At 69.0% G+C, this 25951-nt stretch carries 22 protein-coding genes, 1 tRNA gene and 1 pseudogene; 12 read left to right on the top strand and 12 right to left on the bottom strand.

The features are described from left to right. Positions 1-146: 146 nt before the first annotated feature. From O2V61_RS05010 to O2V61_RS05000, 3 genes are all read left to right on the top strand, one after another. Positions 147-554, top strand: a complete 408-nt coding sequence (locus O2V61_RS05010) for a YciI family protein (RefSeq protein ID WP_269182220.1) — start codon at positions 147-149, stop codon at positions 552-554. 1 nt (position 555) lies between these two features. Beyond that, entirely contained in the window at positions 556-1692 is a 1137-nt protein-coding gene (locus tag O2V61_RS05005; RefSeq protein WP_269182219.1) for an RNA polymerase sigma factor, read from the top strand. Between the two features lie 66 nt (positions 1693-1758). Next, entirely contained in the window at positions 1759-2127 is a 369-nt protein-coding gene (locus tag O2V61_RS05000) for a VOC family protein (RefSeq protein WP_269182218.1), read from the top strand. Here O2V61_RS05000 and O2V61_RS04995 read toward each other — a convergent pair. The 4 genes from O2V61_RS04995 to O2V61_RS04980 form a co-directional block, all read right to left on the bottom strand. After that, on the bottom strand, positions 2117-2899 hold the full coding sequence (locus O2V61_RS04995) for an alpha/beta fold hydrolase (protein WP_269182217.1): 783 nt from the start codon (positions 2897-2899) through the stop codon (positions 2117-2119). The two genes, O2V61_RS05000 and O2V61_RS04995, sit on opposite strands and share 11 nt — an antisense overlap. A gap of 85 nt (positions 2900-2984) precedes the next feature. Further along, positions 2985-3647 (bottom strand): response regulator, encoded by a 663-nt coding sequence (locus tag O2V61_RS04990; protein WP_269182216.1) that lies wholly within the window; start codon positions 3645-3647, stop codon positions 2985-2987. Beyond that, positions 3644-4807: a sensor histidine kinase gene (locus tag O2V61_RS04985; protein WP_269182215.1), complete on the bottom strand. Its 1164-nt coding sequence runs from the start codon at positions 4805-4807 to the stop codon at positions 3644-3646. Before O2V61_RS04985 ends, O2V61_RS04990 begins: the two co-directional genes overlap by 4 nt. Beyond that, positions 4807-6993 carry an MMPL family transporter gene (locus O2V61_RS04980; protein WP_269182214.1) on the bottom strand — a complete coding sequence of 729 codons (2187 nt, stop codon included), beginning with the start codon at positions 6991-6993 and terminating at the stop codon, positions 4807-4809. The genes O2V61_RS04985 and O2V61_RS04980 overlap by 1 nt, the downstream gene beginning before the upstream one ends. Positions 6994-7143: 150 nt before the next feature. Between O2V61_RS04980 and O2V61_RS04975 the strand changes: the two genes are divergently transcribed. The 5 genes from O2V61_RS04975 to O2V61_RS04955 all read left to right on the top strand — a co-directional run bounded on the left by O2V61_RS04975 (position 7144) and on the right by O2V61_RS04955 (position 13265). Next, positions 7144-8517 carry an RNB domain-containing ribonuclease gene (locus O2V61_RS04975; RefSeq protein ID WP_269182213.1) on the top strand — a complete coding sequence of 458 codons (1374 nt, stop codon included), beginning with the start codon at positions 7144-7146 and terminating at the stop codon, positions 8515-8517. Between the two features lie 138 nt (positions 8518-8655). After that, a complete protein-coding gene (locus O2V61_RS04970; protein ID WP_269182212.1) occupies positions 8656-10422 on the top strand; it encodes a KAP family P-loop NTPase fold protein in 1767 nt (588 codons plus the stop codon). 140 nt (positions 10423-10562) lie between these two features. Next, complete coding sequence (locus O2V61_RS04965) at positions 10563-11252, top strand: hypothetical protein (protein ID WP_269182211.1); 690 nt, start codon at positions 10563-10565, stop codon at positions 11250-11252. Beyond that, on the top strand, positions 11249-12511 hold the full coding sequence (locus O2V61_RS04960; RefSeq protein WP_269182210.1) for a hypothetical protein: 1263 nt from the start codon (positions 11249-11251) through the stop codon (positions 12509-12511). The genes O2V61_RS04965 and O2V61_RS04960 overlap by 4 nt, the downstream gene beginning before the upstream one ends. Next, positions 12495-13265, top strand: a complete 771-nt coding sequence (locus O2V61_RS04955) for a TatD family hydrolase (protein ID WP_331254205.1) — start codon at positions 12495-12497, stop codon at positions 13263-13265. The genes O2V61_RS04960 and O2V61_RS04955 overlap by 17 nt, the downstream gene beginning before the upstream one ends. Positions 13266-13585: 320 nt before the next feature. On the opposite strand, the gene O2V61_RS04950 is transcribed toward O2V61_RS04955, so the two are convergent. From O2V61_RS04950 to O2V61_RS04940, 3 genes are all read right to left on the bottom strand, one after another. After that, positions 13586-14605, bottom strand: a complete 1020-nt coding sequence (locus O2V61_RS04950; protein WP_269182209.1) for a hypothetical protein — start codon at positions 14603-14605, stop codon at positions 13586-13588. Positions 14606-15116: 511 nt separating this feature from the next. Then, a complete protein-coding gene (locus O2V61_RS04945) occupies positions 15117-15980 on the bottom strand; it encodes a hypothetical protein (protein ID WP_269182208.1) in 864 nt (287 codons plus the stop codon). A 52-nt stretch (positions 15981-16032) separates the two neighbouring features. Beyond that, on the bottom strand, positions 16033-18090 hold the full coding sequence (locus tag O2V61_RS04940) for a hypothetical protein (RefSeq protein ID WP_269182207.1): 2058 nt from the start codon (positions 18088-18090) through the stop codon (positions 16033-16035). Positions 18091-18704: 614 nt separating this feature from the next. On the opposite strand from O2V61_RS04940, the pseudogene O2V61_RS04935 reads away from it, so the two are divergent. Continuing rightward, positions 18705-18972, top strand: a pseudogene (locus O2V61_RS04935) (IS3 family transposase); the annotation flags it as partial. Between the two features lie 97 nt (positions 18973-19069). Continuing rightward, a complete protein-coding gene (locus tag O2V61_RS22415; RefSeq protein WP_442929163.1) occupies positions 19070-19606 on the top strand; it encodes a site-specific integrase in 537 nt (178 codons plus the stop codon). A 68-nt stretch (positions 19607-19674) separates the two neighbouring features. Here the strand turns inward: O2V61_RS22415 and O2V61_RS04925 are convergent. The 5 genes from O2V61_RS04925 to kdpF form a co-directional block, all read right to left on the bottom strand. Next, positions 19675-19747: transfer RNA gene (locus tag O2V61_RS04925), tRNA-Ala, on the bottom strand. Positions 19748-19863: 116 nt separating this feature from the next. After that, a complete protein-coding gene (kdpC, locus tag O2V61_RS04920) occupies positions 19864-20472 on the bottom strand; it encodes a potassium-transporting ATPase subunit KdpC (RefSeq protein ID WP_269182205.1) in 609 nt (202 codons plus the stop codon). Beyond that, on the bottom strand, positions 20472-22526 hold the full coding sequence (kdpB, locus tag O2V61_RS04915) for a potassium-transporting ATPase subunit KdpB (protein ID WP_269182204.1): 2055 nt from the start codon (positions 22524-22526) through the stop codon (positions 20472-20474). The genes kdpC and kdpB overlap by 1 nt, the downstream gene beginning before the upstream one ends. A 58-nt stretch (positions 22527-22584) precedes the next feature. Further along, positions 22585-24294, bottom strand: coding sequence for a potassium-transporting ATPase subunit KdpA (gene kdpA, locus O2V61_RS04910; RefSeq protein ID WP_269182203.1), 1710 nt, complete (start codon positions 24292-24294; stop codon positions 22585-22587). Continuing rightward, complete coding sequence (kdpF, locus tag O2V61_RS22410; RefSeq protein WP_442929125.1) at positions 24294-24374, bottom strand: K(+)-transporting ATPase subunit F; 81 nt, start codon at positions 24372-24374, stop codon at positions 24294-24296. The genes kdpA and kdpF overlap by 1 nt, the downstream gene beginning before the upstream one ends. A gap of 427 nt (positions 24375-24801) precedes the next feature. Here kdpF and O2V61_RS04905 point away from each other — a divergent pair, with 427 nt between their 5' ends. Both O2V61_RS04905 and O2V61_RS04900 read left to right on the top strand, forming a co-directional pair. Next, positions 24802-25179 carry a PadR family transcriptional regulator gene (locus O2V61_RS04905; RefSeq protein WP_269182202.1) on the top strand — a complete coding sequence of 126 codons (378 nt, stop codon included), beginning with the start codon at positions 24802-24804 and terminating at the stop codon, positions 25177-25179. A 14-nt stretch (positions 25180-25193) separates the two neighbouring features. Then, on the top strand, positions 25194-25949 hold the full coding sequence (locus tag O2V61_RS04900) for a hypothetical protein (protein WP_269182201.1): 756 nt from the start codon (positions 25194-25196) through the stop codon (positions 25947-25949). Positions 25950-25951: the final 2 nt, after the last annotated feature.

Here is a 25951-nt window from a genome sequence, read left to right as displayed (position 1 = left end):
GACAAGCTCCTTGAAGGCAGTGGTCAGCCCACACCGAAAAGCCAGATGCCCCCGAGTGACCGCCCGATGTCGAGAACCCGCGACCAGTTCCGTCCCTGGGGTGTCCGCGGCCACGATGGGCCGCACCAGCACCGAGGAGAGCCACGATGGCGAAGTACCTGATGCTCAAGCACTACCGGAGCACCTCGAAGTCGCTCGACTGCGCGCCGATGGACCAGTGGACGCCCGACGAGGTCTCCGCCCACATCCAGTACATGGACGACTTCGCGGCGAAGCTGACCGAGACGGGCGAGTTCGTCGACGGCCAGGCGCTCTCGCCCGAGGGCACCTGGGTCCGCTACGACGGCGAGGGCCGTCCGCCGGTCACCGACGGGCCGTTCGCCGAGACCAAGGACCTGATCGCCGGGTGGATGGTGATCGACGTCGACAGCCACGACCGGGCCGTCGAGCTGGCCGGGGAGCTCTCGGCGGCCCCCGGCCCAGGTGGTCAGCCGATCCGCGAGTGGCTGGAGCTGCGCCCGTTCCTGGGCGCGCCACCCACCGTCACGGAGTGACGTGGACGAGGCGCTGCCCCGGAGCCTGGTCCCGGGCGTGATCGGCGTCCTCGTCCGTCGCGGAGCCGACTTCGCGGCGGCCGAGGACGCCGTCCAGGAGGCGCTGGTCGAGGCGGTCCGCAGCTGGCCGGCCAGCCCGCCACGGGACCCGACCGGCTGGCTGGTCACCGTGGCCTGGCGCAAGTTCCTCGACGCGACCCGGGCGGAGGCCACCCGCCGTCGCCGGGAGGAGACCGTCGCCGACGAGCCGCCGTCCGGCCCCGTGCCCGAGGCGGACGACACGCTGCAGCTGTACTTCCTGTGCGCCCACCCGTCGTTGACACCCGCGTCGGCGGTCGCACTCACGCTGCGCGCCGTCGGCGGGCTGACCACCCGCCAGATCGCTGCGGCCTACCTGGTGCCCGAGGCGACCATGGCGCAGCGGATCAGCCGGGCGAAGCGGACGGTCTCCGACGTCCGGTTCGACGAGCCCGGCGACGTCGCCACCGTGCTGCGCGTGCTCTACCTGGTGTTCAACGAGGGCTACTCCGGTGACGTCGACCTGGCCGCCGAGGCGATCCGGCTCACCCGCCAGCTCGCCGCCGCCGTCGACCACCCGGAGGTGGCCGGGCTGCTCGCCCTGATGCTGCTGCACCACGCCCGGCGCGCCGCGCGGACCGCCCCCGACGGCAGCCTGGTGCCCCTCGCCGAACAGGACCGCAGCCGGTGGGACACCGCGCTGATCAGCGAGGGAGTCCAGGTGCTGCAGGCCGCCCTGGCCCGCGACCGGCTGGGCGAGTACCAGGCCCAGGCCGCGATCGCGGCGTTGCACGCCGACGCACGGTCGGCGGCGGAGACCGACTGGGTGCAGGTCGTGGAGTGGTACGACGAGCTGCTCCGGCTGACCGGCAGCCCGGTGGTGCAGCTCAACCGCGCGGTCGCCGTCGGTGAGGCCGACGGTCCGCGCGCCGGCCTGGCAGCGCTCGCGTCGGTGGACGCCTCGGTCCCCCGCTTCGCCGCCGTCCAGGCGTACCTGCACGAGAAGGACGGCGACCGGACGACGGCGGCGCGGCTCTACGCCGAGGCGGCCACCCGAGCGGGCAACGCAGCCGAGCGCGACCACCTGACCCGCCAGGCGGCCCGGCTCAACTCCCGCTGACGACGGGGGCGATGAGTTCCTCGTCGTCCCGGAGTCAGTGCTGCGAGACGACCCGGAGGAGATCCCGTGCCCACGATCCTGCCCATGATCCTCACCGCTGCCCCGGAGCGCCTGCGGGACTTCTACGTCGGCGCCCTGGGGGCGCAGGTGGTCGAGCGGACCCCACCGGAGGACGACGGCGCCCCGCCGTTCTTCCTCAGCCTGCGCATCGGTGACTCGGTGCTGGGGCTCGTCCGGGAGGCCGAGCCGCCCGCCGGTAACCGCATCCTGCTGGGGATCGACGTCACCGACGTGGACGCGCTCCTGGACTCCGTGCGCTCGCACGGCGGCTCGGTCACCGGCGGCCCGACGGACATGGCGTGGGGCATGCGCGTCGCCCACGTGAGCGACCCGGACGGCAACCCGATCAACCTCCAGTGCCCCGTCAGGGACTGAGGCGGGCGCGGTCGATCCACTCCTGCAGCAGCGCGCCGAACACCTCGGGCCGTTCGTGCACGAGGGCGTGGCCGGCGTCGTCCACGATCGCCAGGGTGGCCCTCGGGTGGACGTCGAGCAGTTCGATCGCGTCGGCGTACCCGACGGTGGAGTCGCGGCGGCCGGCGACGATGAGGGTGGGCCCGTCGTAGCCGCTCAGGGCGATCGACCACCCCGCGAAGACCCGCTCCAGCGCGGCCTCGTCGACCAGCGTCGTGCCCGGGACGACGTGGTCCCGGTAGCGGCGGGCGGTCGCCCGGGTCCGGTTGACGACGTACTCGTCGAACCCCGCCCGCTGCTCCGGCGCGAGCTCGTCGTGGGCGTCGTCGTCCTGGCGGACCACCTCGTGCTCGGGCACCTGTCCGGTCCGCTCGCCGAGCGGGCACACCAGCGCGAGGCCGCGCACCAGGTCCGGACGGCGGGCGGCCAGACCCCGGGCCAGGTAGGCGCCGTAGGAGTGCCCGAGCAGCAGCACCGGTTCGCCGGCCAGCTGCTCGAGGAAGCCGGCGAGCAGCGTGACGACGTCGTCGTTGCTGGTCAGCCCGTCGGCCGTCGAGCGCCCCATCCCGGGCAGGTCCGGGTAGACGCGACGCAGTCCGACGTCCGGGAGGACGGCCTCGACCGCCGCCTCGATCTCCCGGTGGTCGACGCCGGCACCGTGCAGGGCGACGAGCGGCGGGCCGGTCCCGTGCTCGACGAAGTGGACCGACACCTCGCCGACCTGACTGTCCATGCCGGCACGCTAGTGAGCGGTCCACCGCCGAGGTAGCGGTCACCGGCGAGGCGGGACGTCGCGCTGTCGGTGGTGCGGCAGCCGGTCAGGGCGCCCGGACCAGCCCTTCCTGGTAGGCGATGACGACCAGCTGGGCCCGGTCGCGGGCGCCCAGCTTCGTCATCGCCCGGTGCACGTGCGTGCGTACGGTCAGCGGGCTCACCACCAGCCGGTCGGCGATCTCCTGGTTGGACAGCCCGAGCGCGGCCAGACCGGTGATCTCGCGCTCCCGGTCGGTCAGCCTCGGGAGCAGCCCGCGCGGCAGGTCGCCGATGCCGTCCGCACTCGCGAGGAAGCGGTCCACCAGCACCCGGGTGGCGACCGGCGAGAGCAGCGCCTCGCCGTCCACGACCGTCCGGATCCCGGCGAGCAGCTCGGCGGGCGTGACGTCCTTGCCCAGGAAGCCGCTCGCCCCGGCGCGGAGCGCGTGCGCCACGTGCTCGTCGGACTCGAAGGTGGTCAGGATCAGCACCCGCGTGCCCGCCAGGTCGGCGTCCGAGCAGATCTGCCGGGTGGCGGCGAGCCCGTCGAGGACCGGCATCCGGACGTCCATCAGCACCAGGTCGGGTTGGTGCTGGTGGGCGAGGTCGACCGCCTCCGCGCCATTGGCGGCCTCGGCGACGACCGTCAGGTCGTCCTCGGAGTCGATCAGCATGCGGAACGTCGAGCGCAGCAGCGCCTGGTCGTCCGCCAGCAGCACCCGGATCATCGGGGTCCCTCCCAGTGCGTCAGCGGGACGGCGAGGGTGACGGCGTACCGGTCCTCCCCCGCCGGGCCGGCCACCACCGTGCCGCCGAGGGCGAGCGCGCGCTCGCGCATCCCGATCAGCCCGTAGCCAGATCCGACCGGACCGGGCCGGACGCCGGTGTTCACCACGTGGACGCAGAAGGCGTCCTCGGTGCGGCTCGCAGTGATCGTCACGGACGGCCGGTCCGCGTGCTTGGTGACGTTGGTGAGCGCCTCCTGGACGACCCGGTACGCGGTGACGTCGACCAGCCGGGGCAGGCACTCGAGCGCCCCCTCGCGGACCACCGTGACCTCGATCCCGGCCGCCCGGCAGGGCTCGACCAGCTCGTCGAGCTGGTCGAGCCCCGGTGCCGGCACGGTGTCCACCGGCGGGTCGTCGTCGGAGGTGCGCAGTACGGCGACGGTCGCCTTGAGCTCCTGGAGCGCCGCAGACGTGGACACGCTGAGCCCGGCCAGCAGCTCCCGGGCCTGCTCGGGACGCTTCTCCAGCAGGTGCTCCGCGGTGCCGGCCTGCGCGTGGGCCACGGTGAGGTGGTGGGCGACGACGTCGTGCAGCTCGCGGGCGATGCGCAGCCGCTCCTCCCCCACCCGGTGCCGGACCTCGTCGTCCCGGCTGCGCTCGGCGTCCTCGGCACGGGCTCGGACGACGTCGAGGTAGGAGCGGTGGGCCTGCGTCGTCCGGCCGGCGAAGACCGCCGGCAGCAGCCACAGCGCGACGCCGACGGTGCGCAGCACCAGCGAGCCGCCGGTGGGGGTGTCTATCAGGCCGCCCACGATCACCGCGGCCACCGCGGCCCCGGTCCACCAGGCGACCGCCCGCACCGACCCGACGACCGCGAGCCAGTACAGGCAGCCGATCAGCGGGGCCAGCAGCAGCGGCGTGGGCAGGTAGCCGAGCGCGCACGCGGCGGTCTCGCAGTAGATCGCGACGGCCGTCGCGGCGCGCGGCCACCGAGGGGCGCCGAACAGGGCGACGCTCGCGACCAGGCTGAGCAGCACGCCGGGGACGAGCACGGCCGGACCGACGATCCCCTGGGTGCCGATGCTGGCTCCGAGGGCTGCGAAGAGGAACGCCACGAGCGCGGCCGCCGCGTCCCGCCCCCCGATCCGGCCGGTGCTCATCAGCGGTTGCTCAGCGCCAGGTCAGGCTGCGCCTGGGCCGGTGCAGGGGCCAGCGACGCGCCCTCCACGTCGACGCGCGGCAGCAGCCGATCGAGCCAGCGCGGCAGCCACCACGCCCGCTCGCCGAGCAGCTGCAGGACGGCGGGCACCAGCGTCAGCCGGACGACGAAGGCGTCGAAGAAGACCGCGGCGGCGAGCCCGAGACCGACCATCTTGATCAGCGGCTCGGAGGCCGCCGCGAACCCGCCGAAGACCGCGATCATGATCACCGCGGCGGCGACCACGACCTTCGAGCTCTGCGCGAAGCCGGTGCCGACCGCCTGGCGGGCCGGCACACCGTGCACGTGCGCCTCCCGCATCCGCGACACCAGGAACACCTCGTAGTCCATGGCCAGCCCGAACACGATCCCCACCAGCAGGATCGGCATCAGGCTCATGACCGGGCCAGTCTGCTCGACACCGAGCAGATCACCTGCCCAGCCCCACTGGAAGACCGCGACGATCACCCCGATCGAGGCGAACAGCGAGAGCAGGAAGCCGACCGCGGCCTTGACCGGCACCCAGATCGAGCGGAACACCACCAGCAGGAGCAGCACCGCGAGACCGACGACGAGCGCCACGTAGGGCACCAGGGCCGACTGGGTCTTCTGCGCCATGTCGATGTCGAGCGCCGTCGTCCCGGTGATCTCGTAGCTCACGCCCTGGTCGCGTTCCACGGCCGGGCGGGCGTCGCGCAGCGACTCCACCAGCGCCTCGGTGCGCTCGTCGGTCGGCCCGGTGGTCGGGACGGCGGTGAGGACGGCGGTGTCCCCCTGCTCGTTGAAGGTCGGGGTCGACACGGAGGCCACCCCGTCGGTCGCTGCGAGGTCGTCCGCGACGGCCGTCACCGCGGTCTCCGGGTCGCTCGCACCGCGGGCGTCGACCACCACGGTCAGCGGACCGTTGGAGCCGGGGCCGAACGCCTCGGCCCGCAGGTCGTAGGCCCGGCGCTCGGTGGCCGTGTCCGGCAGCGAGGCGTCGCCGGGGGTGCCCAGCTGCAACGACAGCGCCGGGACGGCGACGGCGGCGAGCACCGCGACCCCGGCCACCGTGACCAGCAGCGGACGGCGCCGCACCATCCGCATCCACGTCCGGGCCACCGGGACGCGCGGCGTGCTGCGCCCGCCCCGCCGCTGCGCCCGCGACCGGACCCGGTTCGGGGCCATGCCCAGCAGCGCCGGGACGAGGGTCAGCGCGACCAGCACGGCAATCACGACGGCGCCGGCGGCGGCCAGCCCCATCTTCATCAGCGACGGGATGCCGACCACGACCAGCCCGGCGAGCGCGATCACCACCGTTGTCCCGGCGAAGACCACCGCCGAGCCGGCGGTGCCGACGGCGCGCCCGGCGGCCGTCTCGGCGTCGTCGTGGCTGAGCCGTTCCTCCTGGTACCGGGAGACGACGAACATCGCGTAGTCGATGCCGACGGCGAGCCCGAGCATGAGCGCGAGCATCCCGCTGGTGATGGCCATGCCCAGCGGGCCGGCGACGGCCCAGACGCCGAGGAACGAGATGGCGACGCCGACGATCGCGGTGAGCAGCGGCAGCCCCGCGGCGACCAGCGACCCGAAGGTCATCAGCAGGACGACGGCCGCGATCGCGACGCCGAGGAGCTCGGTGGCGCTCATGGCGGTGGGGCTATTGAGCGCCGAGCCGCGCATCTCCGCGGTCAGCCCGTCGTCCCGTGCCTGCTCCACCGCCTCCTCGAGCAGTGCCCGCGAGTCGTCGGTCACCTCCGCCGAGGGCACGTCGTAGCTCACCGACGCGAAGCCGGTCCTGCCGTCGGCGCTGATGCTCGCGCCCGCCGAGGGCAGTACCACCCGCATCACCTGCGGGCTGTCGGCAACGGTGGCCAGCGCCGCCTGGACGGCCGCCTGGTTCGCCGGCGCCTCGAGCTGCCCGCCGTCCGGGGCGACGAAGACGAGGGTCGCCGACGCGCTGTCCGAGGGGGTGTCCGGGAAGCGCTCGGCGAGGAGGTCGAAGGCGTCCTGCGACTCGATGCCCGGGATGGTCGCCCGGGTGTTCACCGGGCCCTCAGACGTGACGGCGGCCGTCACCGCCCCGGCGAGGACGAGCAGCCAGATCACAGCGACCGACCACCGCCGGCGGAAGGAGAAGCGGCCGAGACGATCGAGCAGACCTGCCATGTCGGTACACCCCAGTGGTCGTGGTGGTTGTCCCGAGCAGCGTTTCGTCCAGGCAGGGGTCCCGTCGTCGTGCAGACGCAGGCTCCGACTACGCAGATCGCAGTACCTGACCGCTCATGCCAGGGTGGCGGCGTGGCTCGCGTGCTGAGGGTGTCCGGACCGCTCGACTTCGCCGCGATCCGGGCCGAGGCCGGGGTGCCCGACGAGTTCCCGGCCGACGTGCTGGCCGAGGCCGACCGGGTCGCCGCCGCCCCACCGCTGCCCGACCACGACGCCACCGACCTGCCCCTGGTGACCATCGACCCGCCCGGCGCCCGCGACCTGGACCAGGCCGTGCACCTGGCTCGCACCGGGGGTGGCTACCGGGTGTCCTACGCGATCGCCGACGTCGGCGCCTTCGTGCCGCTCGGCAGCGCGATCGACGCCGAGGCCCGGCGCCGCGGACATACCGTCTACTCCCCCGACGGCCGGACGCCGCTGCACCCGCCCCAGCTGTCCGAGGGCGCGGCCAGCCTGCTGCCCGACCAGCTCCGGCCGGCCGCGCTGTGGACCATCGATCTGGACGCCGACGGCGAGATCACCGCCGTGGACCTGCGCCGCGCTCGGGTGCGCAGCCGGGCCCAGCTGGACTACGAGTCGGTGGGCGCTGACGTCCCCGCCGAGTTGGAGCTGCTGCCCGAGATCGGCCGACTCCTGCAGGCTCGCGCCCGGGACCGAGGTGCAATCGAGCTGGGCACGCCGTCCCAGGAGGTGGAGCCCGGACCCGACGGCGGCTGGACGATCGCCTTCCGCGGCCAGTCCGACGTCGAGGGGTGGAACGCGCAGATCTCGCTCCTCACCGGCCGCTGCGCGGCCCAGCTGATGATGGACGGCGGGGTCGGTGTGCTGCGCACGCTGCCGCCGCCCGACCCGGGCGCGGTCGACACGCTCCGCCGGCTCGCGCCCGGGCTCGGCGTCGACTGGCCGAACGGCGCCGGTCCCGGTGACGTCATCGCCGGACTGGACCCGTCGCGGCCCCGGCACGCGGCCTTCCTCGACGCCGCCGCCTCACTGCTGCGCGGCGCCGCCTACACCGCGTTCGACGGCCCGCCGCCCGACCAGCCCGGACACGGTGGCGTCGGCGCGCCCTATGCGCACGTGACCGCGCCGCTGCGCCGGCTCGTCGACCGGTTCGGCACCGAGGTCTGCCTGGCGCTGGCCGCCGGCGAGCAGCCCTCCGCCGAACTGCGCGCGGCACTGCCGGAGCTGCCCGGGCTGATGGCCGCCTCGGACCGGCGCACGCGCGAGGTCGAGCGCGCCGTCATCGACCTGGTCGAGGCCACCGTGCTGGCCGGCCGGGTCGGTGAGGTGTTCGACGCCGTCGTGCTCGACGCGGACGACAAGCGGTCGACTGTTGTGCTCAGCGACCTGGCCGTCCAGGCCCGCTGCGACGGTCGGTTGACCCCGGGCCAGCGGGTCCGTGTCCGGCTCGTGACCGCCGACGCGGCAGCCCGCACCGTGCGGTTCGCGGCCACGGCATATTGACCGGCCGCCGGACCTTTGCCGAGGGGAAAGGACCGCGCTGGCGTCCGGAGCAGACGACCAGGGTTAGTGGCAGCGGCCGGTATACGTGTCACACGACTCCTCTTCCCCTAGAAGCGTCAGACGGGTGCCCTACCGTGCGTGTCGGGATCGTTCGAGCGAGTGAACGGGGTGCATCAGGTGTCTACAAGCGGAACTGTCCGACTGTGGAACGACAACCCAGCCACGCTGGACCTCTTGGGCTTCCACTCGGTCGCCGAGGCGGTGATCACGGCCCTATCGGCAGACGACCTCGATCCCGTCACCATCGCCATCCAGTCCCCTTGGGGCGGCGGCAAGTCGACGGCGCTTGAATTGATCGGCCAGCGGCTTGACGACACTCCCGGGGTCATCGTGGTCCGCGCCGACCCGTGGGAGTACGACGAAGAAGGTGACGTTCGAGGCACGTTGATCGGCCAGATCCTGAGCGAGATCGCCCAAGGGCGCCCGGCCGAGGGGCACGTGACGAAGATTCGTGGCCTCCTCAAGCGGATTGCATGGGTCAAGGTCGGCACAGTCGTCGCCAACACTGCCCTCACCATGCAGCCCGACCCGCAGGCGTGGGTAGAGGCGCTCACCCCGGGACCAGAGGACGAGCAACCACGCACCATGGCCGGGTTCAAGGCGGCCTTCGAGGAACTCATGGAAGAGTTGGAGGACGTCGAGAAGGTCGTCGTGCTGGTCGATGACTTGGATCGCTGCCTGCCGCCTGCGGTCATGGCCACCCTGGAAGCAATCAAGTTGTTCCTGTCAGTCCCCAAGATGGCCTTCGTCTTGGCGGCTGACCAGGAGATGGTCCGGAACGCGATCGCCGCCAGCGTGGACGCCGCAGGACGAGGTGGGTTCGCTGAGCGGTACCTGGAGAAGATCGTCCAGTTGCCGGTCACGCTGCCTCGGCTGTCACCGGACGACGCGGAGACCTACATCGCCCTACTGTTGTCGGCACGCAGCGCACCATCGCGCGGCGAGTACAGCGCGCTCGTTGACCACGTGCAGGCGCGCCGGATTCGTAATGAGAGCCCCTACCTTGTAGGCCCGTACGCGATGGGTTGCCATCAGCCGACTTCTGAGGACCTGCAACTGGCTTCGCAACTGGCGCGCGGCCTGGCTGGGGACAAGTGGAGTAGTCCCCGCGCCATCAAGAGGTTCCTCAATGCCTGGGGCGTGAGAGAGGCCATCGCCAAGAGCCGTGGCGTGGAGATCAGCCCTGGGGCCGTCCTCAAGTTGTACATCTTGGAGGATCGCTACCCAGCAGACTTCGAGGTCTTGGTTGGCCTCTCGACGCAGGAGCGACTGGACCTGCTGCCTCGATGGGAGGCGTGGGGTCGCCAGGAGGAAGACGCGCCCCAACCGGACGGCGTGAGTACGGAGTCCCGCGAGTGGGCTGGGTCGGAACCGTCGCTTGATGGACTCGCAAGGGGCTTCGATGCCTACCTCAGCCTGGCCGCTACCTTCACGGCCTTCAGCGCAGGTGGGTCGTTGCCAGATGAGGTTCTGCGTCTCCTCGATGAGTTGCTCAGCGACTCGGACGTGGTCAGGGAAGAAGCGATCGAGAAGGCCGTGCAGCGGGACCTGTCGGAACAGCGAGCGCTCGTACAGACCCTTCTGGTCAGAGTGCCAAGGCTTTCGTCGCCTGAGTGGGCCGTCGAAGCAGCAGTGCAGGTAGCGAACAAGGTCCCCTCTGTCGTGGCCGATGTCGTCGCTGGGGTGCGGAACCACGCCTGGTCGCATCTTCAGCCTGTGGATGTCGCCGCCCTCGGTGACAGCCCGCATCCGGAGGTGAAGGGTCTGCTCCGTGAGATCCAGCGCGACCAACACCTGTCCCCGATGGTGCGGACGGCTGCCGAGCAGATGCTCAGCGACCGGTAATGGGCACGTCGGGGGCGTACGGAGGTAGTGGATCGGCTTCTTGGGCAGACGCCCATGATGCGTTCGCTGACCTTGACAGCAGCGGTAAATCCAGCCCCGCATCCGACGACGGCTCCCGACCAAACGACCATGCCCAAGCCGTGGCTCAGGCCATCGCTAACGCCTTCCTGAAGCAGGACACAGCGCTTCGCCGCCCACGGCAGAGTCCCTCCTTCAACCTCAATGACCTGCTCGCCTCCAAGCGCCATGAGCGCGGCGGCGGGAGCGGGTCGGTTCGCAGTGGCTCATCCGGCAGTACGGGCCGAAGTCGCTCGCCGAGATCGCTTCAGAAGCAGGCCGCCCGAGGAGCCGCCGCCATCGCTGGGGCGTATGCCCTTCGAGAAGGCAATGCCAGCGCACTCGATGATCTTGGCCTCAACCTGCGTGAACTCTCGGCACTTCCGGTGCGAGAGCAGTGCATGCGGATTCTGGACGACGTCATCGGCGCTCCCGGGCACCCGGATGACGAGGCCCTCCGCAAGGCGGCCTACGAGACGATGAAGGAAGTCCTGGCTGCTAAGTCGCCCCTGAGCGAGGAGGAAGTGCTGCGCACGTTCCTGAGTGCCTTCGTCTACCGGTCGGCCCTGGTCGAACTGAGGTCGAAGCGGGCTCGCGACGGACTCTCCGCACAAGCGACACGAAAGTTCGAGCAGTTCGTGAAGCCCTACATCGCGCGACGGATCAAGGGGGCGCGCCTCGCAGTAATGGGGCGCTTTTCGCCTAGGACCTTCATCGAGAAGGCAACCAGGCTGACGGCAGATGCCGTCAGCCTACTGAAGGGCACGACATGATGACCGCCGTCGAACTGCTGCCCTCGGGTGCCACCACCGCCAACCCGGCAGCACAACAGATCGCCTGGTCCCCCGATCCAGGATCAACGGACACGCTGAAGTCGGACATCGGCTGGTACGTCGATGGCTTCGGCGCCGTAGCCGACGAGGCGGTCGATCTACTGCGAATCGCCGTCGCGGCGTACGTCACCGACCGCCTGGCCCCGAGGCCGACCCATTTCTCCCGCGACTTGCACCTCACGGTGCACTTGCGACGACCCGATCTCTGGCTGTCCGACCCAGGCCGCACCGTGATGGACATCTTGGCTTGGCTTACGGGAGACACCTGGGAACTAACGCCCGTTCAAAGCGTCGACCCCCCTGGTCAGGTACAAGTACCGGTCGAGCGGCGCGACGTCATGCTTCTGTCCGGCGGGCTAGATTCATTCTCCGGCGCCGTGGACCATGCGGCTTCGGCGGCGCACCGACTCCACGTAGGGCACCGAGATGCATCCACCGCTGTCCGGCACGCCCAGAACCTGGCCGAAGCGTGGTTCTGCCACAGAGTCCCGATGTTCTCCTGGACGCGGCTTCAGATCACGCAGACCGCCGCCAAGCGCGAGCCCTCCACTCGAACAAGGTCACTGCTTTTCATGGCTCTCGCTATCGCCGCAGCAAGCGGGACGAGCGCTCGTGAAGTCATCGTCCCCGAGAACGGCTTCACCAGCATCAACCTGCCCCTGCAGGCCTCACGCGGCGGAGCACTGTCAACCAAGTCAACGCACCCGTGGACGTTCTATCAAGTTCAGCGCCTCACTAACGAACTCTCCCTGAACATCGCCATCCACAATCCGTACGCCATGCTGACCAAGGGGGAACTCGTCCGCAAGGCTGCCGACAGCGACCTGCCCGGCATCCAAGAGGGCGCCGCGCGGACGCTGTCATGCAGCAAACTCGACGGTGGACGACTCACTGGCGGGAACGCTACGCATAACTGCGGACTCTGCATCGCGTGCATCGTTCGACGCGGCGCCTTTATCGCCGCTGGCGTCGCGGATGACACGCCCTATTTGATCAACGAAGTCACAGGCGAGGCACGGACAACCCTGATCGCACGACGCCGGTCGGACCTGATCGCTCTCAAGGAAGCCCTGGCCTCACCGGTTGACGAAGTTGATCTCATCGCCTCCGCCGCTTGGCCCGCGGATATCGATCTCGATGAGGTTCTCAGTCTGTGCGAGAGAGGACGGAAGGAGTTGAGCGATGTCCCACTCCCTTGACCTCCCACCTCTCGACTGTCATGCACACATCGCGCATGACGTCACACCTGCACAGATTCGCCCGCTCGGCGACTCAGTGATATTTGCGATGACACGCTCACTGCAAGAGGCACGCCAAGTAGTTCAGCGCCAAGACCGCCCTCTCACATGGGGGCTAGGAGTACATCCGGGCCTCCCGGCAGCCCTGGAAGAGTACTCGGCGGAAACCTTTCGTCGCGCTCATCCATACTTTGCCGTTGTCGGCGAAGTCGGGATGGACCGACGAGGAAGCATTAAGACTCAGCAGGCGGTCTTCGAGTCGATTCTGGACGAGTTGCAGGATCAGCCGGTCTTGATCAGCGTGCACAGCACAGGGCGCATCGATCCAGTGTTGGACGCAATCGAGAAACGGCCTCACCCCGGCCTCATCCTTCATTGGTTCAGCGGCAACCCGGATCAGGTGGAGCGGGCCGCTGGGGCCGGTTGCTACTTCTCTGTCAACGCAGCGATGACAGACGAGGCCCTGGAACGCATTCCCGAGGACCGCTGGCTACCTGAGACCGATTTTCCGAGTTCCCGTGCGCGCACCAAAGCGCGCCTGCCCGGGAACACTTATCCGCTGGAAGACCGGATCAGTCACATTCGCGCGATGACACCACCCGTCGTCAGGCAGCGCGCGTATCGCAACCTGCGGGACATCTCGACGAAGTCAGGGGCTGTCGCTCGACTGCCGAAGCGCATCGCGGACCTACTCGCGACTCTCCCGGTGCACTAGGCTCAACTGGCGCTTCGCTGTTGCCAATCGAAGGCCGCCACCCAGTCTGCGCCGAGCGCGCGTGTGCTCCGCACCAGCGTGACCTGTGCTGAACGCACTTGGACGCACTCTCGGGTCTGCGCCGGGCCGGCCGAGGCTCGGCCTTGACGCGAACCCACTGGTCCAGCGCCTCCGCGAGATCGATGTTCAGGTCGGCTCGAAGTCCTCGGGGCCGGGGGGCATCCGCCCACAACCAGGAGCCTTGAGGGTTGACTCGCTGCATAGTGCGGAGATCGTTGCTGGCGAGCCAGCCCCCAAGCCTTTTGGATCGTCAATCCTAGTCAGCGAAGACCCAGTCGCTCGGCGAATTCATCGTCACTCATGGACTCCACCTCATCGGCACTGAAGATGACCAGCCCAATTTGCCTGTTCAGGTTCGAAAGATAGTCATGGGCGATGCCCTGCAGTGAATTCATTGACTTTGGATCGAGCTCTTCCACAACCAGCAGGATCATGGGAGTCGCATCATCCAAGTGCGGCCAGTCGGCCGATCGCCGCACCGAGCTGATTAAGGCGTTGCGCGCGTGCCTGGAACTGCTCGCATACTTAACGTCAAACAGATACCTAGGAATAGTTTTCGCGTCTACGGCCACCGCGTCGAACGCTGCAACTCGACCTTGAGATCGCACACTGATATTCGGCACCAACTTCATCTTGGCAGGGACTGCCCGGACAAGGCGATCGACCATTCGGCGTTCAATCTCGGCGATGCGAAGGTGCAGGGACGCTCGATCAATATCTTGATCGTTCATCGTGAGCGATACGGCTGTTGGCCGCGACGAAGTAGACATTCGCGGCTCAGAATACTGCTCGATCACGACCGAAGAGGCGGGGGGCTCATCCAACTGGGACTCTTCCCCCTTGCCCGACTTAGGATCAGGAGATGCCTCGTCACCAGCCGAACTACTTCCGTCGTCCCCAACACTCCCCGCACTCAGACGGGCATCCTGAGCGCTCTCTTGGGCATCCTTCGCGATCTTGTCCATCTTCTCAGCGTCAGTCAAGGCCTTGAGCTCTAGGCGCCCCCTCTCCCGAGTCTGATCCTCCACTTCATCCGCCACCCGCTGACGCTTATTCCATCCGAGAAGCCCGTAGGCGGCCAGTGCCAGGCCGACCACTACTCCGATGAGCGCGACCCAAGGAAGCCAGTCGGTGGCGACCGCGAGGTATCGCTGCCGCGCCAAGATGGCCTCCCGTGCCACGCTGGTCGTCTCGTCCAAACGCGATTGTGAAATTAGAAGGTCTTGCTGAAGCCTGAAGAATAAGCCAGCTAGAGATAGCGTGCCGGCAACGATGGCCACGCCCAGGGTCGCCAAGTACTTGCGCAGGTGGCTGTGGTCCGGCGTAAGCAAGGAGTCTCCGGTGCGATGGCCCAGGGGTGGTCAATACTGCAGTTGTCACGACCCGTCCCCGTTCGATGTCGGGCGCGGTTCGCCGGTCCGAGTCTAGTCAGACCGTGTCCGTCCAGGCTGACGCGTCGGGACCGGCACTCCTTTGGCGCGCCTCCCCCACCGCCAAGCGGGAAAGGCGCATCTTCAGCGCCTTTTTGACCAGCCAGCGCAGCGGGACTTCCCGGCGCCCTTAGGTTCCCCCGCCAGGGGCTGCATCGCCATCACGTCGCGCAGCGGCGCCCAGAGCTCGACCACACCTCCGCAGGTTCCGAGGAACCTACTCCGGAGCGGGGTGGACGGGCTGCATCACGTGGGAACGACGACGGGCCCGACAGTCGGCACTGTCGAGCCCTTCGCCTGTTCGGCGTGGAGTTCGAACGGTACGGGCATGACAGCCATTGACCCACTTTAAACGATCCAGTCAACTTGTTGCCCCGGCATACAACCGCCGCAGCGTCGGGAAATTGGCCTGGACCTCCTGCCACAAGAAACGCCAGTCGGTCTGTCGTGGGCCGACGGCTTGGACGGTGGCGAGGAATCCACGCGTCAGCCGTGCCGCCTCCTCCACGCTCCGCGCACTGAGTTGCAGCAGTCGGAGCAGGCGGAGCATGGCTCCTGCCTTGGTAAAGCACAGGATCTTGAGCTTCTCCTCACTGAACGTGTGCAGCCGCTCCCACCGGAACCGCACCGCGCCGCTGCCGTCCAAGAGCAGTGGCGGGAACTGGTCGACCAAGTACGGCGAGCCGATCGTGGCGACGACCACATTAGATGGCTTCAGGTCGACGCCCTGTCCGACCAGCCGGAGCCGATGGCCGTTCACCGAGATGGCCCGGTTCGTCTCTGGATGACTCAGCACGTTGCGCAGCACCGCTGCTAGCGCTGCCTGTCGGTACTCGGCGGAGTGACGCGTACTCCCCAGAAACGCCGACAGCGACTCACCCCGAACGTACTGCTCGATCAGCAGCAGGTGCCACTCCTGGTCACCGCCATGGGCGACCACCTCGGCGAGGCGAGGCATCTGCCAAGTCGTTTGCCGCGCCAATGCGTGCCGGTACTCGAGGTACCCGTCGCCTATGGCCAGGCACTCCGCTCGGCTCAGGCCGCGCCTGACACCCACCCGTTTCAGAAGCGACTCTCCAGGCCAGCAGGCGGGCGGCCCGGCCGATGCTAGATCCTGTCCCGTGTACCCAATCAGCAGGTCAGCGTGCTGGGATCCGACGGCGCCACCCAAAGGCAGGAACTCACCGAGGGCATCGACCGCTGCCACGTGCCGAATCGCGGTCATCTGGTCGCGCCTTCTAGCCCGGAGATTGCGAATGACTCATCACATATGGTGATCACGCCAGCTCGAACTTACCAACAGGGTCGTGACCTATGGCAAGCTCAACGGCGTGCACGTCTGGCATCTGATGCCGAATGAACCACACCTGCACATCGTCGACGATGCGCTGGACCAGCAGCTGGAAGTCATCCGCCTTTGTCCGCTCCGTGGTGGCAACGACAATCAATTCCTCCTCGACAAGCAAAATCGACCGGTGACACCATCCGGCCTCGGCGAGCCCGTTCATTACCAAGTCGAGCCGGCCACGCTGGGTGCTATGTCCCTGGTACAAGACCAGCAGATCAGACCGGCGAGCACACAGACGGACGAGCGATTCGCCCTGCTCCGCTCCGAACAACAGCTCCACCAGTTCGGAATGTGGCGGGTCTAGTCCAATCACATCGAACTGCTGCTCGATCAGTGGGTGGCTCTGATGTACCACAGCTCGAGCGTCGGCCCGTAGCCAGAGACTGGGTGAACTTGAAAAGTCGAGACCCACAGAGCTGGCGGACACATACAGGTCGACTGAGGTGACATCAAAGCCGGCGTTCGAAAGCAGCCGGTTCGCGACGCCACTACCGGCGAACAAGTCCAAGATCGAAGCCTTAGCTGCTCCCTCGCGCAGGGCAGCGCCTGCCGCCAGGAGGGTCAGTGCATGGGCAACGGACGGCCCAATCGTTTCCGAGTCGGCAATGGTCACCAGACGGTCGAGCCGGACATTCGACAGCACCTTGCCGATGACGGAGTCGGTCGCCACCAGCCCTTCCGAGGCGATCGACTTTATCCGGGGTGCACGGAGCGCTTCCCGGACTGCGGCGATATCTTCATCCGCTTGTAGAATTGGCCGGATGTCCAGGCGCAGGCGTCCGGACTGCGGCGGCAGCCCGAGCCAGGCCACCCCCCGACCACTGAGACCAACCATGGCCCCCTCGAGCAGACGCTCGGCTTTATCCGAGTTGTAGCCGCCGTCCATGTAGAGGAAGGCGATAGCCGCTGGCCCATAGACCCGAATCGGCATGGTCAGCGTATGGCGCCGCTCGCCGGTTCGACTGCTGGTGTGGATCAAGTCGTAGAGGTCGGCCGCCACGACCTCGATCTGCGGATCATGACTCCGGGTGAACTGGCCGGTCAGGTCAATCGACCGGAAGACCCGGTTCGCAATGCCCGCAACGTCGCGGGCGACCGCTGCGGTCAGATATCGGCCACCGGTCGAGGCCGCGGCGAGCTGCTTTGCGAGCTCACGCATCTCGGGTCGTAGCGCCGACTTCACCCCGACGTCAGTCAGCCGAAAGTAGACGGAGTCCTGGGGGCCATACGCCTCGCCGCGCAGCGCCACCGGAACGGCACCCTGGAGGCGGTTGTCGATGAGCCAGCGCAGCGACGGCAACTCTTGCTGCGGATCGCGGCGACACAGCAGGACGCGATCGGTCCCAAGCCAGGCGACGACGACAGTGTTTTTGGCCGCCCGGCGATCGGCCAAAACGTCATCGATGATGGCAATCTCGTGGCTGACGTGTCGACCCGCAATATTCAAGTCTATGAAGTCGGTGTGCTCTTCGATCACCGTGGCGTCGGCGACCCGACTAGCCCGCGTGTGGGCGGCCCGCGCTTCGGCAAGCAGCGCGGCGAGGTCTGGCTCGCGCACTAGTCGGTCCCAGTTTGTGGGATCCACCTCAAGCCACTGAGTCAAGGCACTGACCAGTGCGACGTCGTCATCGCGTCCCTCCGTCGGCACTGCGCGGGCGGCCACCAGCGACAGCCGAAGCAGGCGCTTCTCAGGCGGCGTAAGCTCGTATCCGAGTGGCCCGTAGACGATGTCCTGCGGCGGAATATTGACGTTCCGCGATGGTCGCGAATAGCCGTCCGGCCAGCGATGCGACCAAATCTCCAGCTCGCCGTAGGCCCTGTCGAGTTCCGCCAGCGCCTCGCTCGCCAGGTGGTCCTCAAGATCGTAATACGTTACGCCGAACAGGATGAGCTTCGTGTGCTTGTCCGCTTCTTCGAGCAGGCGGCCGATCTCTGTTGTCCAGAAGTAACGCGCATCCTGCCCGGTCACCAGGTGCTGGACGGTCACCACGCGACTGTCCGCTCGCTCGAGCAAGCGTGCAAGAACCACGGCGCCCGCGCCTCCCGGCAGCCGGCCATCGTGCACGATCAGAGCCCGATCCGTCACGCTATCGCCCCCGCTCCGTACTGGTTGATTAGCGCCCGCAGAACCGTCATGCAGAGCCGCCGGACCGTCTTACGGTCAGCGCTTCTGGCTGTCGGGCGCAACAGCGTGACCTCCTCCGTTCCCCGCAGGCGAGGACAGCAGCTTGGCAGTACCGGTACGCGCCGTCCAGGCCAAACGCACGGCGCTTCATCGCCTTGCCGACACCGCCGTCTAAGCGCTGCGACTCCAAGGGCGCCATGATCCGGAGGTGGCATCGGCCCATGAACCAGACGCCGGCACCCGGGAGCACGGTCAGGCATCGCGTCAAACTGCTACGAGTCGCCGCATCTCCCTTCAGCCTTGCTGGGCGAACCAGGTCGGCGAGCCGACCGCATTCTCGAAGCTGTCGACAAGCTCATCGTCGGGGTCCTCAGGCGTCCCGACGGCGAGCTCCGCAAGTCCCGGCTCGCGGTCGCAGCCCTCGACAACCCGTCTCCCGACACCACGCTCACGGTGCCGATGTGGCTGGCTGCGCCGTGCATTCAGATCGAGGGCCGCAATTCCATAGCCGATGATTTGTCCACGTCCTCGACCGGCACCAGCTGGCCGAGTAGGCGCAGCCGGGGACAACGCCGTCATGAGAACACCTTTTCACTGTCGCAGAGAAGCGTCCTCGACCGCTGACACTGGCGCACTCGACAAGAGCTGCGGATCGCGATCGTCACCTCGATCGAACTGACTTACCACCGCCGGCGCCGCCAGAACGCCCTCGATCGACTCGCGCTCATCGAGTACGAGACCATCGCACCCACGCTCAGGCCGCTCAGGCCGCTCAGGCCGCCTGATCGAACCTGTCACCGATCCGTGCAGCACTTCCGTCCGCAATTCCGCCCGCTGGACTATGGCTTTTGCCCTCGGGCTACGGCACTCCGAGGCCCCGGCGCTGAAGTGGAAGGACGTCAACCTGCTGAACAACACGCTCTCGGTCCGGCAGAGCATCCATCGCGTCCGCGGTGGCGGACTGATCTACGAGGAGCCCAAGAGCCAGCGCACCGTGGCGCTCCCGCTACCTCTCGTCGCCGAGCTGCACCGGCATAAAGCCGCACAGCTCGGCGAGCGGATGCTGGCCGGCTCCGAGTGGCACGACGAGGACCTGGTCTTCGCCCAGCCCAACGGCAGGCCGATCCACAGGAAGACCGACTACGACGACTGGACCCGGCTCCTGCAGACGGCCGGTGTCCGACACGTTCGGCTGCACGACGGCCGGCACACCGCCGCGACGCTGTTGCTCGCCGAGCACGTCCACCCCGCGGGTGGTCATGGAGCTGCTCGGCCACACCCAGATGCGCACCACGATGGACATCTACAGCCACGTCATGCCGGCGCTCGCGCGCGAGGCTGCCGACCGCATGGGCGCCCTGCTGCTGCTGCCAGGTGAGGGTGGGCAAATTGCAACCAGAGACGACTCAGGCCGCTCCCCGAAGGGGAACGGCCTGGTGATCGGGGTGGAGCTGAGGGGACTCGAACCCCTGACCCCCACACTGCCAGTGTGGTGCGCTACCAGCTGCGCCACAGCCCCTTGCCGACCCGGTCTGGTGTGTCCGAGCCGTGGAGAACGATACATGCCCACCGAGGAGGTCTCGGTGAGGGGGTCCACCAGCACTGTGTGGCGTGTCCAGTGCTGGTGGACATCTGTCAGCCGCTTGCGCCGAGGCGCTGGTCGAGCGCCAGGTTGAGCTCCAGCACCCGCACGTGCGGCGCCCCGATGAAGCCGAGGTCTCGCCCGTCGGTGTGCTCGTCCACCAGGGCCTGGACGTCGTCCACCGGCACCCCGCGCGCCTCGGCGACGCGAGACACCTGGATTGCCGCGTACTCCGGGGAGATGTCCGGGTCCAGCCCGGACCCCGACGCCGTCACCGCGTCGGCCGGGACTTCGGACTCCGAGACGCCGTTAAAGGCGGCCACGTCAGCCCGCCGCTCTCCCACCGCGGCCACCAGCTCGTCCGAGTTCGGCCCCAGGTTCGACCCACCCGACGCCGCTCCGTCGTAGTCCAAGGCCGACGGCCGCGACTGGAAGTACTCCGACAGCGGGTCGCCGTCCTCGTCGGTGAACGACTGGCCGATCAGCGACGACCCCACGACGGAACCGTCCACCGACGCCAGTGAGCCATCGGCCCGAGCCGGCGCGATCAGCTGGGCGACGCCCGTCATCAGCAGCGGGTACGCCAGCCCGAGCACCACAGTGGCCACGAGCAGGGCACGAACAGCGGCCACCAGTTGGCGGCCCGAACGCAGAGCGGACATCACGCGATCCCGGGGATGAGAGAGACGAGCAGGTCGATGAGCTTGATCCCGACGAACGGGAGCACCACGCCACCGACGCCGTAGAGCAGCAGGTTGCGGCGCAACATCGCCGACGCGGACGCCGGCCGGTACTTCACGCCGCGCAGGGCCAGCGGCACCAGCGCCACGATGATCAGCGCGTTGAACACGACCGCGGAGAGGATCGCCGACTCCGGCGAGGACAGCCGCATCACGTTCAGCGCGTCCAGCCCCGGGAACGCAGAAGCGAACATCGCCGGCAGGATCGCGAAGTACTTCGCCAGGTCGTTGGCGATGGAGAACGTGGTCAGCGACCCCCGCGTGATCAGCAGCTGCTTGCCGATCTCCACGATCTCGATCAGCTTCGTCGGGTCGGAGTCCAGGTCGACCATGTTGCCGGCCTCCTTGGCCGCGGTCGTCCCAGTGTTCATCGCCACCCCGACGTCGGCCTGCGCCAGCGCCGGGGCGTCGTTCGTCCCGTCGCCGGTCATCGCCACCAGCCGGCCGCCGGCCTGCTCGCGCTGGATCAGCGCCAGCTTGTCCTCCGGCGTCGCCTCGGCCAACACGTCGTCGATCCCGGCCTCCGCGGCGATCGCCCGGGCGGTCCGCTCGTTGTCGCCGGTGATCATCACCGTGCGGATGCCCATCCGGCGCAGCTCCGCGAACCGCTCGGCCATCCCCGCCTTGACGACGTCCTTCAGGTGGATGACGCCCAACACTCGGGCGCCGTCCGCCGTGGTGGACGCCAACAGCAGCGGCGTCCCGCCGGCGGCGGAGATGCCGTCGACGACGTCCCCGACCTCCGGCGGCACCGGGCCGTCCTGCGCCCGCACCCACGCCAGCACCGCACCCGCGGCGCCCTTGCGCAACTGCCGGCCGTCAGGCAGGTCGACCCCGCTCATGCGGGTCTGCGCGGTGAACGGCACGAACTCCGCACCCGGCAGGTCGTCCCGCCCGCGCAGGCCGTACCGCTCCTTCGCCAGGACGACGATGCTGCGCCCCTCCGGCGTCTCGTCGGCCAGCGACGCGAGCTGCGCGGCGTCGGCGACCTCGTCGTCTGAACACCCGCCGACGGCGACGAACTCCGACGCCTGCCGGTTGCCGAGGGTGATCGTGCCGGTCTTGTCCAGCAGCAGGGTGTTCACGTCGCCGGCGGCCTCGACCGCGCGGCCGCTCATCGCCAGCACGTTGCGCTGCACCAGCCGGTCCATCCCGGCGATGCCGATCGCCGACAGCAGCGCGCCGATCGTGGTCGGGATCAGGCAGACCACCAGCGCGATCAGCGTGGTCAACGACTGCTCCGCGCCGGAGTAGATCGCCAGCGGCTGCAGTGTGATGACCACGACCAGGAACACGATGGTCAGCGAGCTGAGCAGGATGTTCAACGCGATCTCGTTCGGCGTCCGCTGCCGGGAGGCGCCCTCGACCAGGGCGATCATCCGGTCGACGAACGTCTCCCCCGGCTTGCTGGTGATCTCCACGACGATCCGGTCGCTCAGCACCGTCGTCCCACCGGTCACCGCCGAGCGGTCACCGCCGGACTCGCGGATCACCGGCGCCGACTCCCCGGTGATCGCCGACTCGTCGACGCTGGCGATCCCCTCGACGACGTCGCCGTCCCCCGGGATCACCTGCCCGGCGACGACGACCACCCGCATGCCCGGCCGCAGGTCGGCGGCGGGCACCTCGGTGCCGTCGAGCAGGTAGGCGACGGTGGTCTGCCGGGCCTTGCGCAGGGTGTCGGCCTGCGCCTTGCCGCGCCCCTCGGCCACGGCCTCGGCGGCATTGGCGAACAGCACGGTCAGCCACAGCCAGCCGGCGATCAGCCAGCCGAACACCGACGGGTCGGTGAGCGCCAGCACGGTGGAGAACACCGAGCCGACCCACACCACGAACACCACCGGCTGGCGGACCAGCCCGCGCGGGTCGAGCTTGCGGACGGCGCCGGCCAGCGCCGGCCCCCACTCGATCGCCGCGCGGGGACGTGGATCGGTGGGTGCGGTGGAGACGGGACGACGATCGAGCGCCGTTGTCATGACAGTCCTTCAGTCGTCAGGGGGGCAGAAATGGCCATTTCTGCCCTAGGGGTGGCGGTCATGCGAGGGCCTCGGCGAGGGGGCCAAGGGCGAGCGCCGGGAAGTACGTGAGGCCGACGACGACCAGGACGACGGCGCCCAGCAGGCCGACGAACAGCGGCTGGTGGGTGGGCAACGTCCCGGCGGTCACCGGCGCCCTGCCCTGTGCGGCAAGCCGGCCGGCCAGCGCGACCACCAGCACGATGGGCAGGAAGCGGCCGAAGGCCATCGACAGGCCCAGCGCGGTGTTGTAGAAGGGCGTGTTCGCGCTCAGCCCGGCGAACGCCGAGCCGTTGTTGTTCGACGCCGACGTGAAGGCGTAGAGCACCTCGCTCAGCCCGTGCGACCCGCTGTTCAGCAGCGAGCCGAGCCCGCTGTCGGTGGCGACGGCGACCGCCGTCCCGGTGAGCACGAGCACCGGGGTGACCAGCACGTACAGCGACGCCAGCGTCATCTCCCGGCGGCCGAGCTTCTTGCCCAGGTACTCCGGGGTGCGCCCGACCATCAGCCCGGCGACGAAGACTGCGACGACGGCGAGCACGAGCATCCCGTAGAGCCCGGAGCCGACCCCGCCGGGCGCGACCTCGCCGAGCATCATGTTCGCCATCACCAGCAGGCCGCCGGTGGGCGTGTAGCTGTCGTGCATCGAGTTGACCGCGCCGGTCGAGGTCAGCGTCGTCGCCGTCCCGAAGAGTGCCGAGAGCGGCCCGCCGAAGCGGACCTCCTGGCCCTCGGTCGCGGCCCCCGCGAGCTGCAGCGCCGCTCCCCCGGCCCGGGCCTGCGCCCAGCTGGTCAGCGCCAGCGACGCGGCGGCCAGGCCGGCCATCACGCCGACGATCGCGTAGCCCTGCTTGCGGTCACCGACCATCCGGCCGAAGGTGCGCGGCAGCGAGAACGGGATGACCAGCAGCAGGAACACCTGGAACAGCGAGATCCAGGCGCTCGGGCCCTCGAAGGGGTGCGCGGAGTTGGCGTTGTAGAAGCCACCGCCGTTGGTGCCCAGCTCCTTGATCGCCTCCTGCGAGGCGACCGGCCCGCCGGGCAGGAATTGGGTCGCCCCGGCCAACGTCGTCGCGTCGGTGCCCGACGACAGGTTCTGCACCACGCCACCGAGCACCAGGACGACGGCGGCGACCGTGGCCAACGGCAGCAGCACCCGGGTGATCGCCCGGGTCACGTCGACCCAGAAGTTGCCCAGCCGGTCGGTGCCGCTGCGGGCGAAGCCGCGCACCAGCGCGATCGCCACCGCGATGCCGACGGCGGCGGAGACGAAGTTCTGCACCGCGAGCCCGGCCATCTGGACCAGGTGGCCCATCGTCGACTCGCCGCTGTAGCCCTGCCAGTTCGTGTTGGTCACGAAGCTGATCGCGGTGTTCCAGGCCGAGCCCGGCTCCACCGCGGCCATGTCGTTCTCCAGCGGCAGCCACTGCTGCACGCGCTGGAGCAGGTAGAGGAAGAGCACCGACACCAGCGAGAAGGCCAGCACGCTGCGCAGGTAGACCGGCCACCGCTGCTCGGCGTCGGCGTCCACCCCCACGGCCCGGTAGACCAGCCGCTCGACCCGCCAGTGCCTCGAGCCCTGGGGCAGAAATGGCCATTTCTGCCCCAGAGGGGGTGTGGCGTCGGTGGTGAACACCCGGGCCATCCAGTCGCCCAGCGGCTTGTGGACGGCGACGAGCGCGATCACCAGCAGCGCCACCTGCAGCCAGCCGGCTGCCGTGGCGCTCATCAGAACCGCTCCGGGAACAGCAGGCTCGCGAGCAGGTAGAGCACCAGCCCGGCGGCCACGGCCAACGCAACCCAGGTCACAGCCGTTCCACCCCCCGCACCGCCAGCGCGAGCAGCCCGAAGACCACCAGCGTCAGGAGCACGTAGACCACGTCGGTCACGTCGAGAGCACCTTCATCCGCATCCGGGTGGACGACCTGACGTCGTCCACGTCCGGGCGGCGACGCTAGGAGCGCTCAGCGGTGCTGAGGGGTGTCTTGACGAGTCCTTGACGGCGGGGGGTGGCGACCTTGACGCCGTCCTGACGGACATCGCCCGAGTGCGACAGAAATGGCGGCGGTCTCAACGGGTGCGTGCAACAGCCGCTGCGGATGATGACGAGCTCGTGGTCTGGGAGGCGGTTGGCGTGAAGTCGTTCGGACGGGCGGACGGTCCCGGCCTGAGACACGCCGGGAAGTCCGGACAGCAGCTACTAGACAGGCGGTCTAAGTAGAGGGACTATCAAGGTGTGCCGACCGGACCGCAGCCCAGCGAGTGGCTCCGCGGGGTCCTCGAGCTGTGCGTCTTGCGGGTCATGGCTGATGGGCCCACCTACGGCTATGCCATCGCCGGTCGGCTGGCCGACGCGGGCTTCGGCGACATCAAGGGCGGCACGCTCTACCCGCTGCTGGCCCGGCTCGAGAAGAACGAGCTGGTCATCGTCGACTGGCGGACCGGTGGCACCGGTCCGGGGCGCAAGTACTTCACCCTCACCGACGCCGGCCGCGCCGAGCTGGAGCACGGCCTCACCCGGTGGGAGGCGTTCTCGGCCCGGGTCGGCGTCCACCTTGCCGCGGGCGGCGACGCCTTTGTCCACTCCACCCACTCCTCGAGGAGTTCAGCATGAGCGAGTCCCCCGGCGTGCAGGCCGCACCGCAGGAGGTCTGGGAGCGTCCGTTCGTCCGGGCCCACCAGGAGTGGTGCAGCGCGTTCGTGCTCGAGCTGCGGCTGCGAGACGTCCCCGGCCCGGTGATCGGGGAGCGCCTGGGCGAGGTGGAGGGCCACTGCACGGAGACCGGTGAACCCCCATCGGCAGCGTTCGGTGATCCCACCGACTACGCCCGGGAGATCGATGCGGAGAGCTCACCCGAGCGCGTGTCCGGGGTGTGGACCATCGCCGCCCTCGGCGCCGGTCAGGTGCTGGCCATGCTCGTGGGCACCGCTGCGATCCGGAACTGGGCCAGTGGTGAGCCACTGACCTACAACCTGGTGCAGCTCGGCTGTCTCGCCGTGGTCGCGGCCGCGCTGCTGTGCCTGCCTCGAGTGCTGCGCCCGCTGTTGGCGCACCCTTGGGTGGTGGGCACCGCCCTCTTCGCCGTGGTCACCGCGGCTGGTGTGGGAGCCGCAGCAGCCAGTGGAATCTCGTCAGCGACCGTTGTTCCGGTGTCACCGGCAGTGATCGCGATCGGGCTCTTCATGGTGGTGCTCGCCCTGTCCTGGCTCGAGTACCGCGAGCTGACTGGCGACTCCGCCGACGATCTCGTCACCTCCCCTCTCGCCCCTGAGCCGCGAGCGAACAGGGCAGCCCAGCGATCAGGCTGGATCACCTTGGTGCCGGCCCTGATGGTCCCCACCTATTACCTTGCGGTGGGGATCGTGTTCTGGGTCTTGGGCTGAAG

Origin of the sequence: Modestobacter sp. VKM Ac-2985 (assembly GCF_026967925.1) — a bacterium.
GTDB lineage: Bacteria > Actinomycetota > Actinomycetes > Mycobacteriales > Geodermatophilaceae > Modestobacter.
This window is presented reverse-complemented; position numbering and strand designations above follow the sequence as displayed.